The organism is Bacillus sp. KH172YL63 (assembly GCF_011398925.1).
Classification (GTDB): Bacteria; Bacillota; Bacilli; order Bacillales; family Bacillaceae_B; genus Rossellomorea.
This window is the reverse complement of sequence record NZ_AP022842.1, coordinates 1,797,086-1,814,011: the sequence shown is the minus strand read 5'-3', so window position 1 is coordinate 1,814,011 and position 16,926 is coordinate 1,797,086. Positions and strand designations below refer to the sequence as shown.

General features: G+C 44.6%; 18 protein-coding genes and 1 other annotated feature. Of the genes, 2 read left to right on the top strand and 16 right to left on the bottom strand.

Annotation, left to right across the window (positions count from 1 at the left end; all coding sequences use genetic code 11):
- The first annotated feature begins 197 nt into the window (after window positions 1–197).
- Window positions 198–815, top strand: a complete 618-nt coding sequence (locus KH172YL63_RS08990; protein WP_442858760.1) for an acetate uptake transporter — start codon at window positions 198–200, stop codon at window positions 813–815.
- Between the two features lie 50 nt (window positions 816–865).
- Here KH172YL63_RS08990 and KH172YL63_RS08985 read toward each other — a convergent pair whose 3' ends face one another.
- The 7 genes from KH172YL63_RS08985 to KH172YL63_RS08955 form a co-directional block, all read right to left on the bottom strand.
- Window positions 866–1,345 (bottom strand): GyrI-like domain-containing protein, encoded by a 480-nt coding sequence (locus KH172YL63_RS08985; RefSeq protein WP_173105788.1) that lies wholly within the window; start codon window positions 1,343–1,345, stop codon window positions 866–868.
- 41 nt (window positions 1,346–1,386) lie between these two features.
- The gene (gene tyrS / locus KH172YL63_RS08980; RefSeq protein WP_173105787.1) at window positions 1,387–2,637 is read right to left on the bottom strand and encodes a tyrosine--tRNA ligase; all 1,251 of its coding nucleotides are present in this window, start codon (window positions 2,635–2,637) and stop codon (window positions 1,387–1,389) included.
- Between the two features lie 356 nt (window positions 2,638–2,993).
- Window positions 2,994–3,201 (bottom strand) — a binding site (T-box leader).
- Between the two features lie 55 nt (window positions 3,202–3,256).
- Window positions 3,257–3,916 (bottom strand): O-methyltransferase, encoded by a 660-nt coding sequence (locus KH172YL63_RS08975; protein ID WP_442858779.1) that lies wholly within the window; start codon window positions 3,914–3,916, stop codon window positions 3,257–3,259.
- Window positions 3,917–3,933: 17 nt separating this feature from the next.
- Window positions 3,934–4,563 (bottom strand): class I SAM-dependent methyltransferase, encoded by a 630-nt coding sequence (locus tag KH172YL63_RS08970; protein ID WP_173105785.1) that lies wholly within the window; start codon window positions 4,561–4,563, stop codon window positions 3,934–3,936.
- Between the two features lie 5 nt (window positions 4,564–4,568).
- Complete coding sequence (locus KH172YL63_RS08965) at window positions 4,569–5,456, bottom strand: SMP-30/gluconolactonase/LRE family protein (RefSeq protein WP_173105784.1); 888 nt, start codon at window positions 5,454–5,456, stop codon at window positions 4,569–4,571.
- A gap of 763 nt (window positions 5,457–6,219) precedes the next feature.
- Entirely contained in the window at window positions 6,220–7,212 is a 993-nt protein-coding gene (locus KH172YL63_RS08960; RefSeq protein WP_173105783.1) for an HAAS signaling domain-containing protein, read from the bottom strand.
- A 1-nt stretch (window position 7,213) separates the two neighbouring features.
- Complete coding sequence (locus KH172YL63_RS08955) at window positions 7,214–7,561, bottom strand: PadR family transcriptional regulator (RefSeq protein WP_173105782.1); 348 nt, start codon at window positions 7,559–7,561, stop codon at window positions 7,214–7,216.
- A gap of 137 nt (window positions 7,562–7,698) precedes the next feature.
- Here KH172YL63_RS08955 and KH172YL63_RS08950 point away from each other — a divergent pair, with 137 nt between their 5' ends.
- Window positions 7,699–9,372 carry a ribonuclease J gene (locus KH172YL63_RS08950; RefSeq protein ID WP_173105781.1) on the top strand — a complete coding sequence of 558 codons (1,674 nt, stop codon included), beginning with the start codon at window positions 7,699–7,701 and terminating at the stop codon, window positions 9,370–9,372.
- 178 nt (window positions 9,373–9,550) lie between these two features.
- Here the strand turns inward: KH172YL63_RS08950 and KH172YL63_RS08945 are convergent, their stop codons facing one another.
- From KH172YL63_RS08945 to KH172YL63_RS08905, 9 genes are all read right to left on the bottom strand, one after another.
- Window positions 9,551–10,327: an HAD-IIB family hydrolase gene (locus KH172YL63_RS08945; protein ID WP_173105780.1), complete on the bottom strand. Its 777-nt coding sequence runs from the start codon at window positions 10,325–10,327 to the stop codon at window positions 9,551–9,553.
- Window positions 10,328–10,399: 72 nt separating this feature from the next.
- A complete protein-coding gene (locus tag KH172YL63_RS08940; protein ID WP_173105779.1) occupies window positions 10,400–10,591 on the bottom strand; it encodes a hypothetical protein in 192 nt (63 codons plus the stop codon).
- A gap of 227 nt (window positions 10,592–10,818) precedes the next feature.
- Window positions 10,819–11,280 carry a DinB family protein gene (locus KH172YL63_RS08935; protein WP_173105778.1) on the bottom strand — a complete coding sequence of 154 codons (462 nt, stop codon included), beginning with the start codon at window positions 11,278–11,280 and terminating at the stop codon, window positions 10,819–10,821.
- 143 nt (window positions 11,281–11,423) lie between these two features.
- Entirely contained in the window at window positions 11,424–11,858 is a 435-nt protein-coding gene (locus KH172YL63_RS08930; protein WP_173105777.1) for a hypothetical protein, read from the bottom strand.
- Between the two features lie 41 nt (window positions 11,859–11,899).
- Window positions 11,900–12,259 carry a hypothetical protein gene (locus KH172YL63_RS08925; protein WP_173105776.1) on the bottom strand — a complete coding sequence of 120 codons (360 nt, stop codon included), beginning with the start codon at window positions 12,257–12,259 and terminating at the stop codon, window positions 11,900–11,902.
- An 81-nt stretch (window positions 12,260–12,340) separates the two neighbouring features.
- Complete coding sequence (locus KH172YL63_RS08920; protein ID WP_173108104.1) at window positions 12,341–13,630, bottom strand: Rossmann-fold NAD(P)-binding domain-containing protein; 1,290 nt, start codon at window positions 13,628–13,630, stop codon at window positions 12,341–12,343.
- Between the two features lie 85 nt (window positions 13,631–13,715).
- Entirely contained in the window at window positions 13,716–14,561 is an 846-nt protein-coding gene (locus KH172YL63_RS08915) for a DUF2785 domain-containing protein (RefSeq protein ID WP_173105775.1), read from the bottom strand.
- Between the two features lie 61 nt (window positions 14,562–14,622).
- Complete coding sequence (locus tag KH172YL63_RS08910; protein WP_232066153.1) at window positions 14,623–15,849, bottom strand: MFS transporter; 1,227 nt, start codon at window positions 15,847–15,849, stop codon at window positions 14,623–14,625.
- Window positions 15,850–15,867: 18 nt separating this feature from the next.
- Window positions 15,868–16,896: an ArsR/SmtB family transcription factor gene (locus tag KH172YL63_RS08905; protein ID WP_442858778.1), complete on the bottom strand. Its 1,029-nt coding sequence runs from the start codon at window positions 16,894–16,896 to the stop codon at window positions 15,868–15,870.
- Window positions 16,897–16,926: the final 30 nt, after the last annotated feature.

The following is a 16,926-nucleotide window of genomic DNA, read 5'->3' as shown; positions in this document are numbered from 1 at the left end:
ATTCTCTCTTTTCATGCGTTTTTTGGTGTGAATTGTGTGATCGTGACATGAAATTTGTAAGAAAGTTCAATACATATACGATATACCCCTTATGACAGCAAGAAATTTATGAAAGTTTCGCTTACATCATATTTTCTATTGCATACTACGACTTTTTTATGTAAATTAGTCAAGTATGTTTAATAGGAGGTATCATCATGAATCAAACTCAAACCACTCAACGGGTTCAAATAGCTACAGCCGATCCATCCGCGCTTGGACTTTTCGGACTAGCTATGGTCACACTCGTTGCTTCATCTGCGAAACTTGGATGGACTGACGGCGTATCGTTCGTCCTGCCTTGGGCCATCTTCCTAGGCGGAATCGCTCAACTGATTGCTTGCTTTGGCGATGCCAAGCATAATAATACGTTCGGATCCACTGCGTTCGGCGCGTTTGGATTATTCTGGCTTGGAGTCGGTACATCTTGGTTGATTTCTTTCGGCGTATTCGGGGAAGCTGCAGCTGCAGCCGTCGATCCACATCAACTGGGAATAGCCTTCATCGGTTACCTGATCTTCAGTATCTTCATGACTGTAGGGGCAATGGAAACCCATAAGGTACTATTCATCATCTTTGTATTGATCGACTTCTTATTTATCGGGCTTTCCCTTTCCACTTTAGGGATTGCACCAGAAGCTATGCACAAACTTGCAGCAATCTCTGAATTATTCATTTCATTATTCAGCTTTTACGGATCTGCGGCAAGCGTGTTGAACACACATTTTGGCAAAGAGGCTCTTCCTGTAGGGAAGCCGTTTGGGATCTTCAAATAATAAGAGAAAGAGATAGACAGATTTCCTGTCTATCTCTTTTTATGTTTCCATCACTTCTTCTCTACCGGGATGAAGATATCAAAGTGTGGATCACTTTCGTCCCTATCAGGCGGGTAAGTTTCATGCTTGATCGGCAGGACATCGAAATATTCTACACTGGCGTCGGTAAAAGGTTTATAGTCACTTTCTTTTAACCATAAATCAATTTTGTGATACGTGAGCCCGATATCTTCCCCTCGATGATGTTTTGCCGTAACATAGGTCATTTCCGGAATGATGATTTCGATCATATCGTCCGGCACCTTCTGATCCCGCCCCACTTCATATGCAGAGTAGTGAAGGAAGCCATCCGGCCGCACATGAAACGACAATCCGAGCTGCATGTTACTTTCTCCCGACTTGCCCAGTTCATGCGCCCTGTTTCTCAGTGTATGAATCATTTCCTTCAGTTGTGGCACTTCCACATAAGCACCTTCCCAACGTAATCCTGCAGCCCTGTATTCAGGACGTTTTACTATTGTATATGTCATCCTTATCCCGTCCCCTTTATTGGTACTGATTTTACCGACCATCATGGATTCAATCGGAGCTTTTTGAATTTCCTCTTACCAACCTGGATAATCATTCCATCTGCAATCACCACTTCCAATTGGGTATCATTCACTTTTTCCCCATTGATTCTGATTCCGCCATTTTGGATCATCCTTCTTGCTTCACTTTTCGATTGCTGCATTTCCAACGCCACCAGTAGTTCTACAATCGGCATCGTTCCTTCACCTGTCCACTCGTATTCAGGAATGTCTTCTGGCAGTGCCCCTTTTTGAAAAACTTCCTTGAACCGTTTCTCAGCCTGCTCAGCCGCTTCTTCTCCGTGGTACATCCTGACGATTGTTTTCCCGAGAAGGATTTTTCCGTCCCTTGGATGAAGGCTTCCCGATTCCAATTCTTCCTGGATCCGCTCCTTCTCTTCCAAAGGCAGATCGGTGATGAGACGGAAGTATTTCATGATTAATTCATCGGGAATCGACATCGTCTTCCCAAACATCTGATGGGGGTCTTCATCGATGCCGATGTAGTTATGCTTGGACTTGGACATTTTTTCTGTCCCATCGAGTCCTTCTAGTAACGGAAGGAGAATCACCACCTGCTTCTCCTGATTGTAGTGCTCCTGAAGATGCCTTCCCATCAAGACATTGAACTGCTGATCCGTTCCGCCAAGCTCCACATCACTCTCGAGTGCAACAGAATCGTAGCCCTGCATCAACGGGTAGAAGAATTCATGGAGGGAAACCGGCTTCCCTTCAGATAATCTCTTGGAGAAATCATTCCGTTCGATCAAACGGGCGACTGTGATTGTCGATGCCAAATGTATCACATCCTCAAGATTCAAGGATGACAGCCATTTAGCGTTGTAATGCAGTTCAACCTTTTCTTTATCCAGCACTTTCCCGAATTGTTCAAAATATGTTTGTGCATTTTTCTTTACTTCTTCATCCGTCAATTGGACTCTCGCAACCGACTTACCGGTCGGGTCCCCGATCTTCCCGGTGAAATCACCGATAATGAGCTGGACGATATGCCCGTTATCCTGGAACTTCCTCAGCTTATTCAGTACGACCGTGTGACCGAGATGAACATCCGGGGCGGTCGGATCAAGTCCCAGCTTGATCTTCAACGGCTGGCCGGCAGCGATCGACTTCACTAACTTTTGCCTCAACTCTGCTTCAGGGATGATCTCCTGCACGCCGTTTCTGTACTGAACAAGCTGCCTTTCTATTTCATTCTGCTGCTGAGCTGAAAGTGTTTCCCATGTGTGCGCCATGATATTGCCTCCTTGGTTGTTGTTGTTTGCGGCGTGCTTGTTGATTGTTTTGTGCGTGTGAGATTTGGAAGGTGTCTGGGCTTTGAAATCGGATGTTAGGTACAATTATAGGGACTTCGCCGATAAAAATGAGATTTCGCCGTTATATTTTGGATATCGCCGTTATATTGGAAATTTAGCCGTTAAATCCAGGATTTCGCCGTTATAATGGGAATTCCGCCGATAAATCATTCCGGCTCCCTGTTTGACATCGCTGCATCACCGTAACCTTACTTCTATTTCACGAATTAAACGTAAAATTGACCCGTTCCACTCTCAACAGCCTATTGATTACCGCAAAAAAACCACGCCCCTATAAAAGGGACGTGGTTTACGCGGTACCACCCTTATTGAAGATTACTCTTCCACTCAAATCGGATAACGGTCCGGCCGTTCTTTGCTACTCAGCTTCACAAAGAATGTTCGAGGAGGTAATTCGCGCTTATCTTTGGACTGATTTTCACCTGCCATCAGCTCTCTGCACCAGTGAGATAAGTCACTACTCATTCCTGTCATTACATGTTTGATTTTGAATTTTCATTTATTTTACATAATATTCATGAAAAATACAACGAAAATTTTATTTCTTTACAATACCTAAGACGAATCCATCATATCCTTTTGAACCAACAGTCTGGACGGCCGTTGAATCGATGCGTGGTTCGTCGGCCAGCATGTCGGCAAATCTACGGACTCCCTGGACGCTTTCATCGTCAGACTTCTCATCAATCACCTTGCCGCCCCTGACAACATTATCGGTAATGATAACGGTCCCCGGTCGTGATAAACGGAGTGCCCACTCAAGGTAATTGGCATTATTCTGTTTATCTGCATCAATGAAGATGAAATCAAATTCCCCTTCCAGCTCAGGGAGTGTATCAAGGGCAGCCCCGACACGGATTTCCACCTTTTCTTCGAGTCCTGCATTGCGGATATTACCTGCAGCAACCTCCGCATGCTTCTCACTGTACTCAAGCGTGACCACTTTGCCGTCTGAAGGCAGTGCCCTTGCAAGCCAGATCGTACTGTAGCCACCCAGCGTCCCGATCTCAAGGATTCGTTTGGCTCCTTGCATTTGAGCTAGCAGCGAAAGGAATTTCCCCTGATTTGCCGAAACATCGATTGCAGGCAGTCCCGCCTTCCCATTCTCCTCCAGTACGGCATCCATGACCGGATCTGAGACTTGTAGTTTTTCAGTATAATATTCGTCGACTGCTTTCCATGTAGATGTCATGTTTATCTCTCCTTATGTAGATCTTACCTTTCTTCTTTTCTCAGGATGATCGATTGAAAGTCGAAGTCCCCTCCGACGGTTTCCTTTGGAACTGTATTGAAGTATTCTATTTTAAACGCTTGGGAAAGAACTTCTTTGAGTTTGAATTCTTCATAGAAAGAAAAGAACCGCTTTGGAACATAGTGGTCTTCTCTCCAGGTTCCTTCAAAATCTCTTCCCCCGTAAACTCCCATATAAAAGAGACCATTCGGTGCAAGTACTCTTTTGATTTCATTCAATATGATTGGAAGTTCATCCTTTGGAACATGAAGAAGGCAATTCAATGCCCAAACTGCTTCAAACCCTTCATCTGGTATCGCCAATTGGTCAAAGCTCATCACTTCTGCCTTCAACCCTTTTTCTCTGCAAAGATCAACAGATTGAGGCGACAGATCTGTACTGAACGTTGCGATCCCTTTTTCATTAAAATACAGACTATCCCACCCTGTGCCTGCACCTAATTCTAATAATGAGGAATTTCCTTCTTTTTTCACCATGGAGTAAAACAACTTCCGCTCTCTCACTTTCCAGTCCTGCTTAGGGCTATCATTCCGTTGCGTAGATTTACGATTATATGAATCTGCCAGTTGTTTTTTCAATCCTTCATCGATCATGGAACTTAGGCCCTCCAGTGTCTATCGTTAAAAACATTTTGGTCTGTACCTTTTGTATTTGTTTCTAACGTGAACACCCCTCCTGCGTGGGGGTAGGTCTTCAGCTGCTCCGCTGTCATCCCAGTTCGTGCAGATGTGATGAAGAGTGTTGATCCACTTTCACCGCCGAATGTACAGGAAGTGACATTCACAGCCGGTACCGCAATAAACTCCATTTGTTTTCCTGTGTCAGGGTCCCATCTGGAGACGCCTTTACCTCCCCAGTGGGCGATCCAGAGCATCCCTTCTTGATCAATTGTCATGCCATCTGGAAGCCCAGCATGTTCCGGGAATGTTACAGCAATCTCAGGATTTTCTATATCCCCCGTATGTACGTTGTAATCATAACGTACTACCTGCCTCGTTGGCGTATCAATGAAATACATGAAACGGGCGTCCGGTGACCAGGCTAATCCATTGGACGTCCCGACGTTTTCAATTTTCCTGGTGATTTGTAAAGTTTGATCCAAGACATACAGTGCACCCTTCCCACCTGCGCCAACAGTATCGGTTGTCCCGGCCCAAAACCTCCCGGCAGGATCGCATTTTCCGTCGTTGAACCGGTTATCTTCCAGATGGCTTTCCGGGTCGACGATTTTTTCAAGCTGACCTTCAGGCCAATCAAAATAATGAATGCCATGCTGAAGACCCATTATCAGCTTCCCGCTTTCGGTCAGCGACAGACAGCCTGCATATTGATCTAATGCATACTCGTTCACCGTTTTACTCTCCTGTTTCCAGGTCAAAATTTTCTTCTCCATTATATCAACCCAATAAAGCTGTTTATTCACTGAATCCCAGCAGGGGCTTTCACCTAGCGTATTTTGAGAATCCACCAGCAATGTGACAGTCATAAAAAATCCTTTCCTTCAACAAATTTCTCCCTTCTCTACCTTCTATAGATGTTTTGTAAAATCCTTCTATTTATTTGATTTATCACATTGATCTTTTTAAAGTCTTTTTCGTAAACATTGTGGCTTTAGACAAGCGAGATGCGGTTGATTTCCGCTACAGATGCTCGCTTTCCGCGGGGATGGCGGTGAGCCTCCTCGGATTTCGTCCCAGGGTCTCACCTGTCTAGCTACGGCGGCTAGCCCCTCGAGGTCATAAGCTAAATGGTCCATGAAGGCAAAGACCACCTTCACAGCCCATTCATCTTATGCTTGTCGGGGCTGAACGAGCCGCCTCCGCTTTTCGCACTGTCCATCAGTTCCCGCAGGAGTTGAGCATCTTCCGCTCCAATCAACCATTGAAGATAAAAACCAGAAATTCACTAGACTAATCATCCTCTGAATAGTAGTGATCAACGTAATTCAAGTAAATTCCCCTTGATTCATTGCCATGGAAATTTTTTCATTCCTCAGTCTCACATTAACGTCAATAATAGCATTAACATATACGAAAAAATCCTTATAAAATGACTTTTGCCTTCGGCGAGTCTCCTGCCGTTCGCTTTTCCAGTATGTTTCCACCTTGCACTCGAATCTCACAAACATGAACAAATCTTGAATTTCTTATGAAACGCGAAAATCCGAATGAATTCGATTCTTGTCAAAGAATATCGATTCATTCGGATTTTCCATTATTTTCGTGGAGTTTATCCCAGTCTTCTCATATCTATTCCTTTTTAAATCCTTTGTACAACGCGCTGACCGTTTCAATCAGAAGCGTAAGGACGAAACCGATGCGAACCCATTCTTTTGCCTGCACCCATATAGCATGAATCTCTCCCCTGCTTGCTTCCATAACGTTCCATTCATTGAGGCTGTAAAGCTCTTCAACAAAAGAAGGATTCCAGATTGCTCCATCCCTTAAAAGAAATAAACCTGTCATAAGGGTTATCACGTTCATGATAAGGATCAAAACAGCTAACTTCCCTGTCCACCTTCCAATGATCAGCTTCATGCTCTCTTTGGCGATACTTAACCCTACAATCAAATATATGGCAGGAAGAAAGTTCTCATAAGTGTCTCTGTTCAAAAAATAGGCAATTCCCTTCAATTCATCCTCTTTAAATACAGGAACCCCAAGAAATTCAGTGGAAGACACGAAGGCTATCAGAATAACGATCGAAAATATTAGCCCGGTCAATACTTCTCCCCGTTTTATCTTTTTTTGCTTCGTGGGGATTGGGGGAAGGTCTTCCGGTTTCCAAGCTTTATTTTGACCTCGCTTCATATCTTCCGGAATGACCTGCTTGTATTCAAGGAAAGCAAATACGATGGTGATCCATGCGAATGTTTGCAGACACACTCCGAAGATCGAGCCCATCAACCCGAATAAATGGTGAATAATCCGGACCGGTTCGAGTATTGTTTCTACGATAAAAACGGTACAAAGGGCAATCAATATGGATCCGAGTACAATCTTCAATACGCTCGTATAGTGCTGAAACAAGGTGGGACTGATGAGATATCTGCCTGTTCCCCTATATTGATCCGCCATTTCTCTCGGACTGCCGAGCTCAAGGAGGACTTCTTTTACTTCTTCATCCCCTCTCTCCTCAAGCATATCGTGTATCAACCCCCGCAGCTCCTTGCCGATCTCTTCCCTCTGCGACTGGGGGAGCCTGCTCGTCACAGCATAAATATATTTTTCAATCATCTCCATGTCAGATTCCTCCCTTTCTATCCATAAGCACTTCCATGCTTTTCACAATCTTTTCCCACTCTTTTTCCAGAGTCATGTATACTTCCTTCCCAATGTCACTCAGCACATAATATTTACGGGGGCGGGTTTCATTGGTATCCCATTCACTTTGTAGAAGTCCCTGCTTCTCCAGTCTGCGAAGAAGTGGATAAAGCGTCCCAGGTTCAACATCTATCCCCTTATCTCCAAGCTTTGACACAAGGGAGTATCCGTACTGAGGATGGAAGAGCTGGCTGAGGACCCCGATGGTGATCGTCCCCCTGCGCAATTCCTGTAATAATTTATCGACGATTTCATTTACATCGCTCATTTCATCATCTCCTGTATTCATTATAGTGTATGACACACACTATTGTAAAATGAACAATAATAAAACTTATACGGTTCATTGATGGAAATATATGAAATTGGGAACAATAAAGGAAATTTCACATGGAGGGTGTTTTCATGGAAACAACTGAAATGCTACTTTCTATCTTTGCGCTGGGCGGACTGAATGAAATCGGGAAAAACATGTATGTCATTCAATATGGCGATGACATTGTTGTCATCGACTGCGGAGGGAAATTCCCGGATGAAAGTCTGTTAGGGATTGATTTGATTCTTCCGGATATCTCGTACTTAAAGAAAAACAGAGATAAAATCAGGGGACTGATCGTGACCCATGGCCATGAAGATCACATCGGGGGCATTCCGTACCTGCTCAAAGAAATCAACATGCCCATTTACGCCACGAATTTTACACTCGGTTTAATTCAATTAAAACTGGAAGAACACCGCCTGTTAAGGGATACAGAGCTCGTGACGGTACATGCTGACAGCAGTCTTCGGCTTGGAGAAATCGAGGTAACGTTCTTTAAAGTGAGTCACAGCATCCCGGACTGCATGGGGATTGTTTTTCATACCCCCGAAGGAAATGTCGTACATACAAGTGACTTTAAATTTGACTTGACCCCTGCCAATCACCAGTACGCAGACATTCATAAAATGGCAAGAATCGGAGAGGAAGGTGTACTCGTCCTTCTTTCTGAAAGCACCAATGCTGAACGGAAAGGGTTAACCCCTTCTGAACAGATGGTCGGTGAAGCGATGAAAGAAGCATTCATGAAAGCGACCGGTAAGATATTCGTTTCCACGTTCGCTTCCAATGTCAACCGGGTCCAACAGGTGGTGAATGCCTCCATCCACTCAAACCGGAAGCTTGCATTGGTGGGGAGAAGTATGATCAATGTGGTGTCCGTTGCACTTGAAAGGGGATATTTAACGGTACCTGAGGGGATGCTCATTGAAGCTAAAGAAATCGATGCCCTCCCTCCGGATAAGGTGACGGTGTTGTGCACAGGCAGCCAGGGAGAACCGATGGCTGCCCTTGGCCGGTTAGCAAGCGGGACGTTCCGTGGGCTTTCGATTTACCCAGGCGATACGGTCATCATGGCTGCATCACCGATCCCAGGTAATGAAAAAGACGTTTCCCGGATCATCGATAACCTTTTTCAACTCGGGGCACACGTGATTTATGGAACTGGAAGCACCACAGGCATGCACGTATCAGGGCATGGATATCAGGAAGATTTGAAACTCATGCTCACCCTCATGAAGCCGACATACTTCATTCCGATTCATGGAGAATATCGGATGTTGCATCACCACCAGCTGCTTGCAGAGTCTGTCGGGGTAGAGGTTGGACACACGTTCATTGTCAAGAATGGGGACGTCGTTGACATCCAGGGTGCCATCGCCCGTCAAACCCGTTCCGTTCCGGCAGGAGACAGTTATGTCGACGGTTCGAGCGTCGGGGAGACCGGATCTGCCGTTTTGCGGGATCGAAAGCAGCTTTCCCAAGATGGGATGCTGATCATCATCATCACACTTGATAAATCAAATCATAAAATCATAACCGGACCAGATATCATCACGCGGGGATTCATTTACGTCCGACATTCTGAAGACTTGTTGAAAGTGCTGAACAAACTGGTGAAGAGCGTGTTGGATGATCTATCTGAAGCAGGTATCTCTGACTGGAAAGAAATGAAGCAGGCGATCAGTAAAGATGTCGGCCAGTATGTGTTTAAACATCTGAAAATGAAGCCTGTCTTGCTGCCGGTCATCATTGAGGTATAGGCGCTGTTCATTAAGGTTGAAAAAACGAAGAATTGAGCCACATAAATATGTTTAAAAATGAATGAATAAAAAACTCCGAATGTAGATTCGATCTTTAGAAATAAAGATTGAATCCATTCAGAGTTATTATTGCTGAATCTATAGGTAAAGGTGCTTTCAACTGCTGTTGGGATCAAGCTTAACCCTTTTTCACTTCACGGTATTGGGATGAAAGCTCCCTCAGCTTTTGAATGATGTCCTCTTCATAATCATCCATTAACGGAATTTCTTCATCGGCAAAGGCAGAAAGCCCTTCATGATATCCGACCATGACTGCATGCTTCGCATGTTGAAACATGGAAAGATCATTTGCATCGTTTCCGAACGCGATAAAGTCTCCTTCTTTTACTCCGAGGCTAGATAAAGCACTCCATTTATGTACATTTTGAGGACTGAGGTCCACAACCTCTTCGTCTGTATGGGTATGGACGACGATATCCATCTTTTTCAGTTCCTTGGTCAATCCTTCAACATTTGAGCCGGTTAACAGCAACACCTTCACAATCGGCCCCAACGATTCAACCGGAAGTGCCTGCGCCAGATTGGCAGGATCCAGAAAGCTCAGGATCGGATGATTGGGAGTGCCGGTGTAGGCATAATCCCACTCACCATCAATTAAATACGTCACATCATATTTGTCTATGAGATGAAGTATTTGTTTCAAATCCAGTGAATCAAATGCAGTGGAATGGAGCACTTCCCCGTTCTTATAAAGAAGCGACCCGTTCCCCCCGATCATGGGAAATGAATGCAATTTCACATCCAATACAGGAAGCATGTCCCGGATCGGCCTGGCTGACGCAAAGATGACGTCATGCCCTTGATTCTTAATATCCAATAAACACGCCACGATATTCTCCGAAACAGGTTTCCCTTTAAAACAAATCGTCCCATCTAAATCAAACACAAACTTCATTTCCACTCCCCCTCTATATGTATGATTTTACCATACTTAAGAGAGTTGCATTTTAATTCCAGAAAAAAAGACTTACTCTTTTGGTAAGTCCAGTGCCTGATAGGCAGCCTGATATTTTCCGCCTTCTGCCACTTCTGAATGATATAGGGCTTTAAGGGCAAAAGTACGTTCTAAATTCATGTCATCCATTAATTCTTTCAGGCGATTCTGCAGTTCTTTATTATCCTTGATTAATCGCTTCATTTGAGACTTCATATATTTCATTGACGATCTCACTCCATTTCTATTGTACAATTTATCAAGTATAACACTTCATGCAATCGTACTAAAGAGAATCCTTTCTAAATTATTCATTCACGGTTAATCGGCCATCCTATGTAAAAAATTCATTTCTTCCTTTCACCTTTTATTGCAGCCGCGATACTTCCACAAAGTACAATAAAGATGGCTGTCCATGTCCATAACCCCATTCTTGTTATCCCCTTCTCGCCTTACTTAAAGATCAAATCGCACGACACCGGCTTCTCCCCGGCTTCCCTTGCCCACACGGATAATTGTCCGATATGATGGATCTCATGTGTAATAATATGATGCATCACTTTTTTATACGAAAAGGTATAGGATTTTCCGGTTTTCGACTTCATGATATATTCTTTCTTTTCATAAGCCGGCGTCCAAAGAGACAAAAACGATTCTGTTTGCTTTCTTGTCATATTTGAGTATCGGATGACTTCGTTCAATGTTTCAATTGAACGAATATCCTTTTGGATCACCGGTTTTCCCTGCAGCTGACTGATCCAGATTTGTTCACAGTCCGCCACATGGAAAAGGTTCTTCAATATGCTCCCCATCCCGCCGTTACGTTCTTTCGTCAATTCTGATGCATCCACTTCCCTGCACCACTCAAACCATTCTTCCCGGACTTGCCAATTATAAGAAAATAGTTCTTGCATGATGGTATACCCTCTTTCATTTTTTCTGATTTCACAAGTATTTCTGTATATAAACGAGCCAACAGTGAGCTATGGATCAAATTCATATGAACCGTAGAATTCATTGGATAGCAGCCAACATGTATGATGTAATCCGCCGGCAACTACATATACACCATCCAGAATGATAGCCCCCAGCTGATGCCGAGGAAAAGTAAGCTCGCAATCAGATAAGGACTTCGATTGGAAGAGCTCGCTGCTTCATATTCGTACTTAAATTGATTGTTCGTAATGAACTTGGCCACTGTGCCAGCCTGATTGATATGGGCACGTGCGGAAATATGCGTCATCCAGCCAAGCCCAAAGAAGCAAAGGCTTGAAATGAACGCCGTATCAAACAGACTCCACCCGATCTGCATGCTGATCATCTTTGTTGCAGCGCTCATCAACATGAAGAGAATGAGTATGATTGTAAGAGATAAGAACTTCTTTGGGATCCATCTCTCCATCTGTTTGCTGAACCCATCGATAAAAAAGGCTACCCCGGTTCCAATCAATAGAATCACAATGGTTAATAGAACATTGAAATAGTAATACATTCCGCCCGTCACCGCCCATATTTTTTAAGAAACCCTACTCTCTACAAAGACAGGAAGAATAACACGACATCCAAAACTCCAAGAGACATTAAGGTCGTCAAAACAGCTTTTCTACTCCATGCCATTACAAAATGGGCATATAGCAGAGCATAATACAGCACGCCGACCGTTCCCCAGCACAGGAAGAATTTAATGATCTTCTCTCTGTCCAGATGAACTCCTTTTACGATGACCCATTCTAAATCATCGTTTAAATCTAACGGGACAGTGAAGATCATGATTCCCCAGCCGGTGAAAATACATAACCCAAGAATGCGCAGGAACGTATACATTTTCAGCTGCTTTGCCGGTTCCTTTTTCTTTTCATGCTCGTAATCGTACCGCTCGGCTCTTAATCCCATAAAAAAATCCTTTCTGCTTGTCACTCACAACATATACGCATGAGCAAACAGAAAGGTTTCAAATATTGTCAAAATATTCATTTATTTGGAAAATCCACTCCCCAGGTAGTGACCCACATAGACGCCGCTTGCCGCTGCCTGTGACAGGGAATGGGTTTCCCCTGAGCAGTCCCCGATTAAATAAAGACCCGAAATGTCTGTCTCAAAATATTTGTTCGTCTTTAATTTAGGCTCAAAAAACTTTGCATCCAATCCATACAGAAGCGTGTCATCGTGTATTGTTTCACCAATGAGCTTCTCTAGAGCATGCAGAAATTCTTCAAGTGCATTTCCATACAGCTCCGGCACCTCTTCCCGCAGGTTACCGCACTCAGCTTCGAGGGACGGACCTACGATATTTCCATCCACGCTCTCTGTCATACGATATAATCTGAAATCTTCTAATCTCTGCATGACTACCCGGTCCCTGCCTTGATTGATACCACCGATCGTATGGCGGGCATATGCCATCGCCTCATCGTGGGACGGAAAATACCTTGGCACAAATAAACTGAAGTTCAAATTTGCACTTGGGACCTCTTCCTCACGGGCATTCTGGCCGTCAGGCATCACGAGTCCATGCTGATGTTTCCGGATAATCCTGCCGTTTGGATTCATGCAATAGGTGGTCGCGCTGAATCCATCCCCTTCAATCTTCAACTTCGTTTCAAATGTATGTCGCAAGATCGACTGCAGCTGATCCCCTTTCATTTCAACACGTATCCCCATATCCAGTCGTGCCTCGCCAGGCGTCAGTCCAAGGGCATCCCCTTGCTTTTTCAGCCACTCACTTCCACTCATCCCGGTGCCGATCACAAGCTTCCCTGTCGTAAAAAGACCTTTATCGGTTTGGATGTCGAATCCGGTATCACGTTTAATGATTCCGTCAACATGGGTTTCGAAGCTGAAGTCTACACGCTTTTTCAGCAGATCATACATCCTCTGAAAAATGTCACTTGCCAATTTTGTCCCCAGGTGACGGACCTCTGTTGAGAGGACTTTCATTCCGGCGGATTCTGACCGCTTTGACAGTTCCTCATTTTTCGTGCTGTACGATTGGATGACTTCACCCCCAAACGCACAAAGGATCCTGTCTACTTCCTTCATCCATTCAAGTGCTTCATCGTTTATGATCTTTCTCCCCAGCTCTCCCCCGAAGTCATTTGTATAATTAAATTTCCCTTCTGACTTCCCAAGTCCTGCAAATCCTATGTACTTATTGCACGTCCCTTCACAAGTGCATGCCCCTCCATCATCTAGGCCGCATTTCCGTTCACTGAGTTCCTTGCCGAGGTCGATCATATGAATGGAAAGATGTTCGTTTTCCTTCATCAGTGTGTAGGCGAAAAAAACGCTGCTCACCCCAGCACCGATGATCGTCAAATCGTAATGTTTATGTTTCAACGGCTGATCCCCCTTAGTTGTAATCGTGGTTATGCCATTTTTCGAGTAGTTTTTCGATAAATGCACAGATTTCTTCACCTGTCCCCCTCCATTTCAATCGGAAATAACAGGTTTTATAGAAGTTTTCTATATTCAGTTTGGTTCGATAGAAGGGATTGGAGTACCCCTGTTCAATAAATCGCTCACTTATCTCTTTCTTCAGTCCGGACAGCCAGCGATAAAGTACATCAATCTCCATCCCTCTGTCAAGAAGGGCTTCTATCGCATAAAATAGTCGTCCATCCTCTTCATCCATATAAGCTGTATCTTTCAATAAGCAGTTCTCGATGACAGCTAGGGCCGTTACGTGTAATGCCGGAGAAAAAGCAGGATGGCGGATCACCTGCTCTAAAAGATCCGCTCCGTGGGCGATGCTATGAGCCCAGCCTTTCCCTTCCACATATCCCCTTGTGTCTTCTTCCCGTTCCAAGTAATGAAAGCAGGCAGAAATTGCTTGATGAACCTTCTCAGGCGGCAGAAAAGACTGGGTACGATTTTTTCTCAACAGCAAGGCAAGGACGAGTGAAGAAAACGCCCGGGTGAAGACTGTGTCATCCCTGCTTCCGATTCCAAGAAACAAATGGTTTTCATCCATGCAAGTATCGAGAAGCAGGAGCATTTGAGGGGAAGAAAGAGCGTTATGTTCGATCAGTCTATAAAAGCTTGAATAAATCAAATTATCCCTCAGTTGTCCGTCAACAGAGCCTATGTGGAAAATCATTTCACCCAGTAGAAGGTCCATATCAACTCCTTCGATTGAAGCAAATTGGGTAAAGTCAATTTCTCTTAATTTTTCTTTCAATTGCGTTTCTGTGATCATGGCGTCATGCCTCTTTTCATTATGGCTTTCCTTTCATCCTATCATATGGAGGTCCGTCCCTCTATTTATCTTTCAAACTGCGGTGAAGGTAGGGAAAGGAGGCAAGTGTTGAAATGGTGCCGGCAAGTATGATGGTGGTGTTTGTCCCTATGGTTTCTGCTAGTATGCCTGCCAGGAAAGCGGCCAGGGGCATGAGCATCCATGTTAACAGGCGGCTGGTCGCCTGGACTCTTCCAAGCAGGCGGTCCGGAGTCAAAGTCTGACGGATAGTGATGATGCATGGACTCATCAGTGCTGCCGTAAAAGTCCCGACAGCATTCATGACCATGAGCCAATAATAGGAATCTGCCAAACCAAAACATACAATGGACATCCCGCCGATGAATGAAGAAATAAATAAAATCCTCCGGTATGAAAATCGCTTCCGGATCATAGTGGACGTGAAAGCACCGGTGACGGCTCCGACACCGCCGATTGATATCAACCAGCCGATATGCACGGGATCTACATTCACTGTATCCTTCAGATGGTACACAAGCAGGGTAAGAAATAACGTCGTTCCAAACACTGAAGACACCATGGCGAGGTTTGTATACAAGATAGGTTTCGTATGTACGACAAATTTAAATCCTTCCCCCATATCCCGCCAGATCGATAAACCTGATGAAGCCTTCTTTTCCCCTTTCATTTGCAGGCTTAAAATGGCAGCAAACGATACAAGGAAGCTAAAGCTGTTCACCAACAGGGCGTATCCTGGATTGAATACGGAAATAATCAATCCCCCTACTCCGGGCGCCAAGAACAAGGCCAAATTAAATGCCCCTGAATTCAGTGCATTCACAGCTTGGAGGTCTTTCTTCTTCACAAGACCGGGGATCGAAGCAAATTGGGACGTGTTATAGATTTGGCTCAAACAGCCTATACCAAACACGACCGGATACACGATCCACATTTCCAACATACCAAGGATGAAAAGGATGCCGATCCCACCTACAAGCACGCTTCTTCCTGCATCACATATGAGAAGCAGACGTTTACGTTTGTAAGTATCCGATAATATCCCTGCGAATGGCTGCAATAATATCGGCAGCCGCTCAAGGGCTGCCACAATCCCCATGCTCACAGGCGAACCTGTAAGCGCCAGCACCAATAGCGGAATCGCAATGAGGTAAATTTGATCTCCAAAAAATGAAATCAAGTTTCCTCCCATGAACCTGAAAACAGGATAATTTCTTTTTAACGGCGGTAATTCGCCCCTTTGCTCATACTTGACTGCATGCTCCCCCACATTCTCTCACTCCTTTATTCAGTCGGCCAAATACTGTAACAATTCTTTCGCTAATGAGTGCACGGCATTTTCTTTCAAAAAATACTTTCCTTCCCGTGACTCAACGAGCCTTGCAGACCTGAGGATCTTCAAGTGGTGATGAACGGTTGATTTACCCATGTTCAGCTCATTGGTGATTTCCTGAAGCGTACGCCCCGATCCTTTCAGTAGTTTCACCATACGAAGCCTTGCCTCATCCCCAAGCGCTTTATGCTTTTGGACCAGGAAGTAACTTGGCATATAAGGATCATCTGGATGTATGCTGTCATTGGCTACAGGGTAATAAAAGATTTTGACACCTTCAATATCGCCTTCTACATTCCATGGCCGGTATATCGTGTGGGGAATCAATAGCACTTTATGTACGCTTGGCTCAGGTAAGTAAGTGATGCCCCCGGTCGCCCATTCAACCAAAGCTTCAGGATTCAGTTTTTCTTTCATTTTCAACTTCATGTCTTTATCTCTTGCGAGGATTTCCTTTAACTTGTCAGCTTCTGAAACCATTACTTCTTCAAACCAGCCGCTCATCACTTCCTTAATATGGGCCTTTAACGTTGAAGGCTCCTCCGTACAAATATGATGGATATAGTCAGGAAAAAACGGATGATCCTTCACGGCTTGTTGGAGTTCCACCCGGGATCCCCCGTCGCCAAGAGATGCCCGTTTTCGATGTTCCTGCCACCTGCTTCCGATATAAGGCAGGCATATATACCGAAGATCCGTTTCCTGCAGGTGATCCACATAGGTAAGGAACTCAGGAAGGGTTTGACATTCTTTCTGATGAAGGAGCAGCAGCAGCGCTTTCCAAGTGTTTGTCTTTTCGACAGTGGCCAGTTCTTTTCGTAATGAGGGTGACAGGGACTTACGAAGCTCCTCCCATGATTGATTTGACTTTTCTAACGTATCGATCAGTCTCTTATTCGTGATGGCAGCAATTCCAAGTGCACTCTCCCACAGGATTGAGGCCTGCACCTCAACCTCGTATGTCTCTCTCTTTCTTCCGGACATATGTAAAACGCCCAACGGATCCACCCCTTT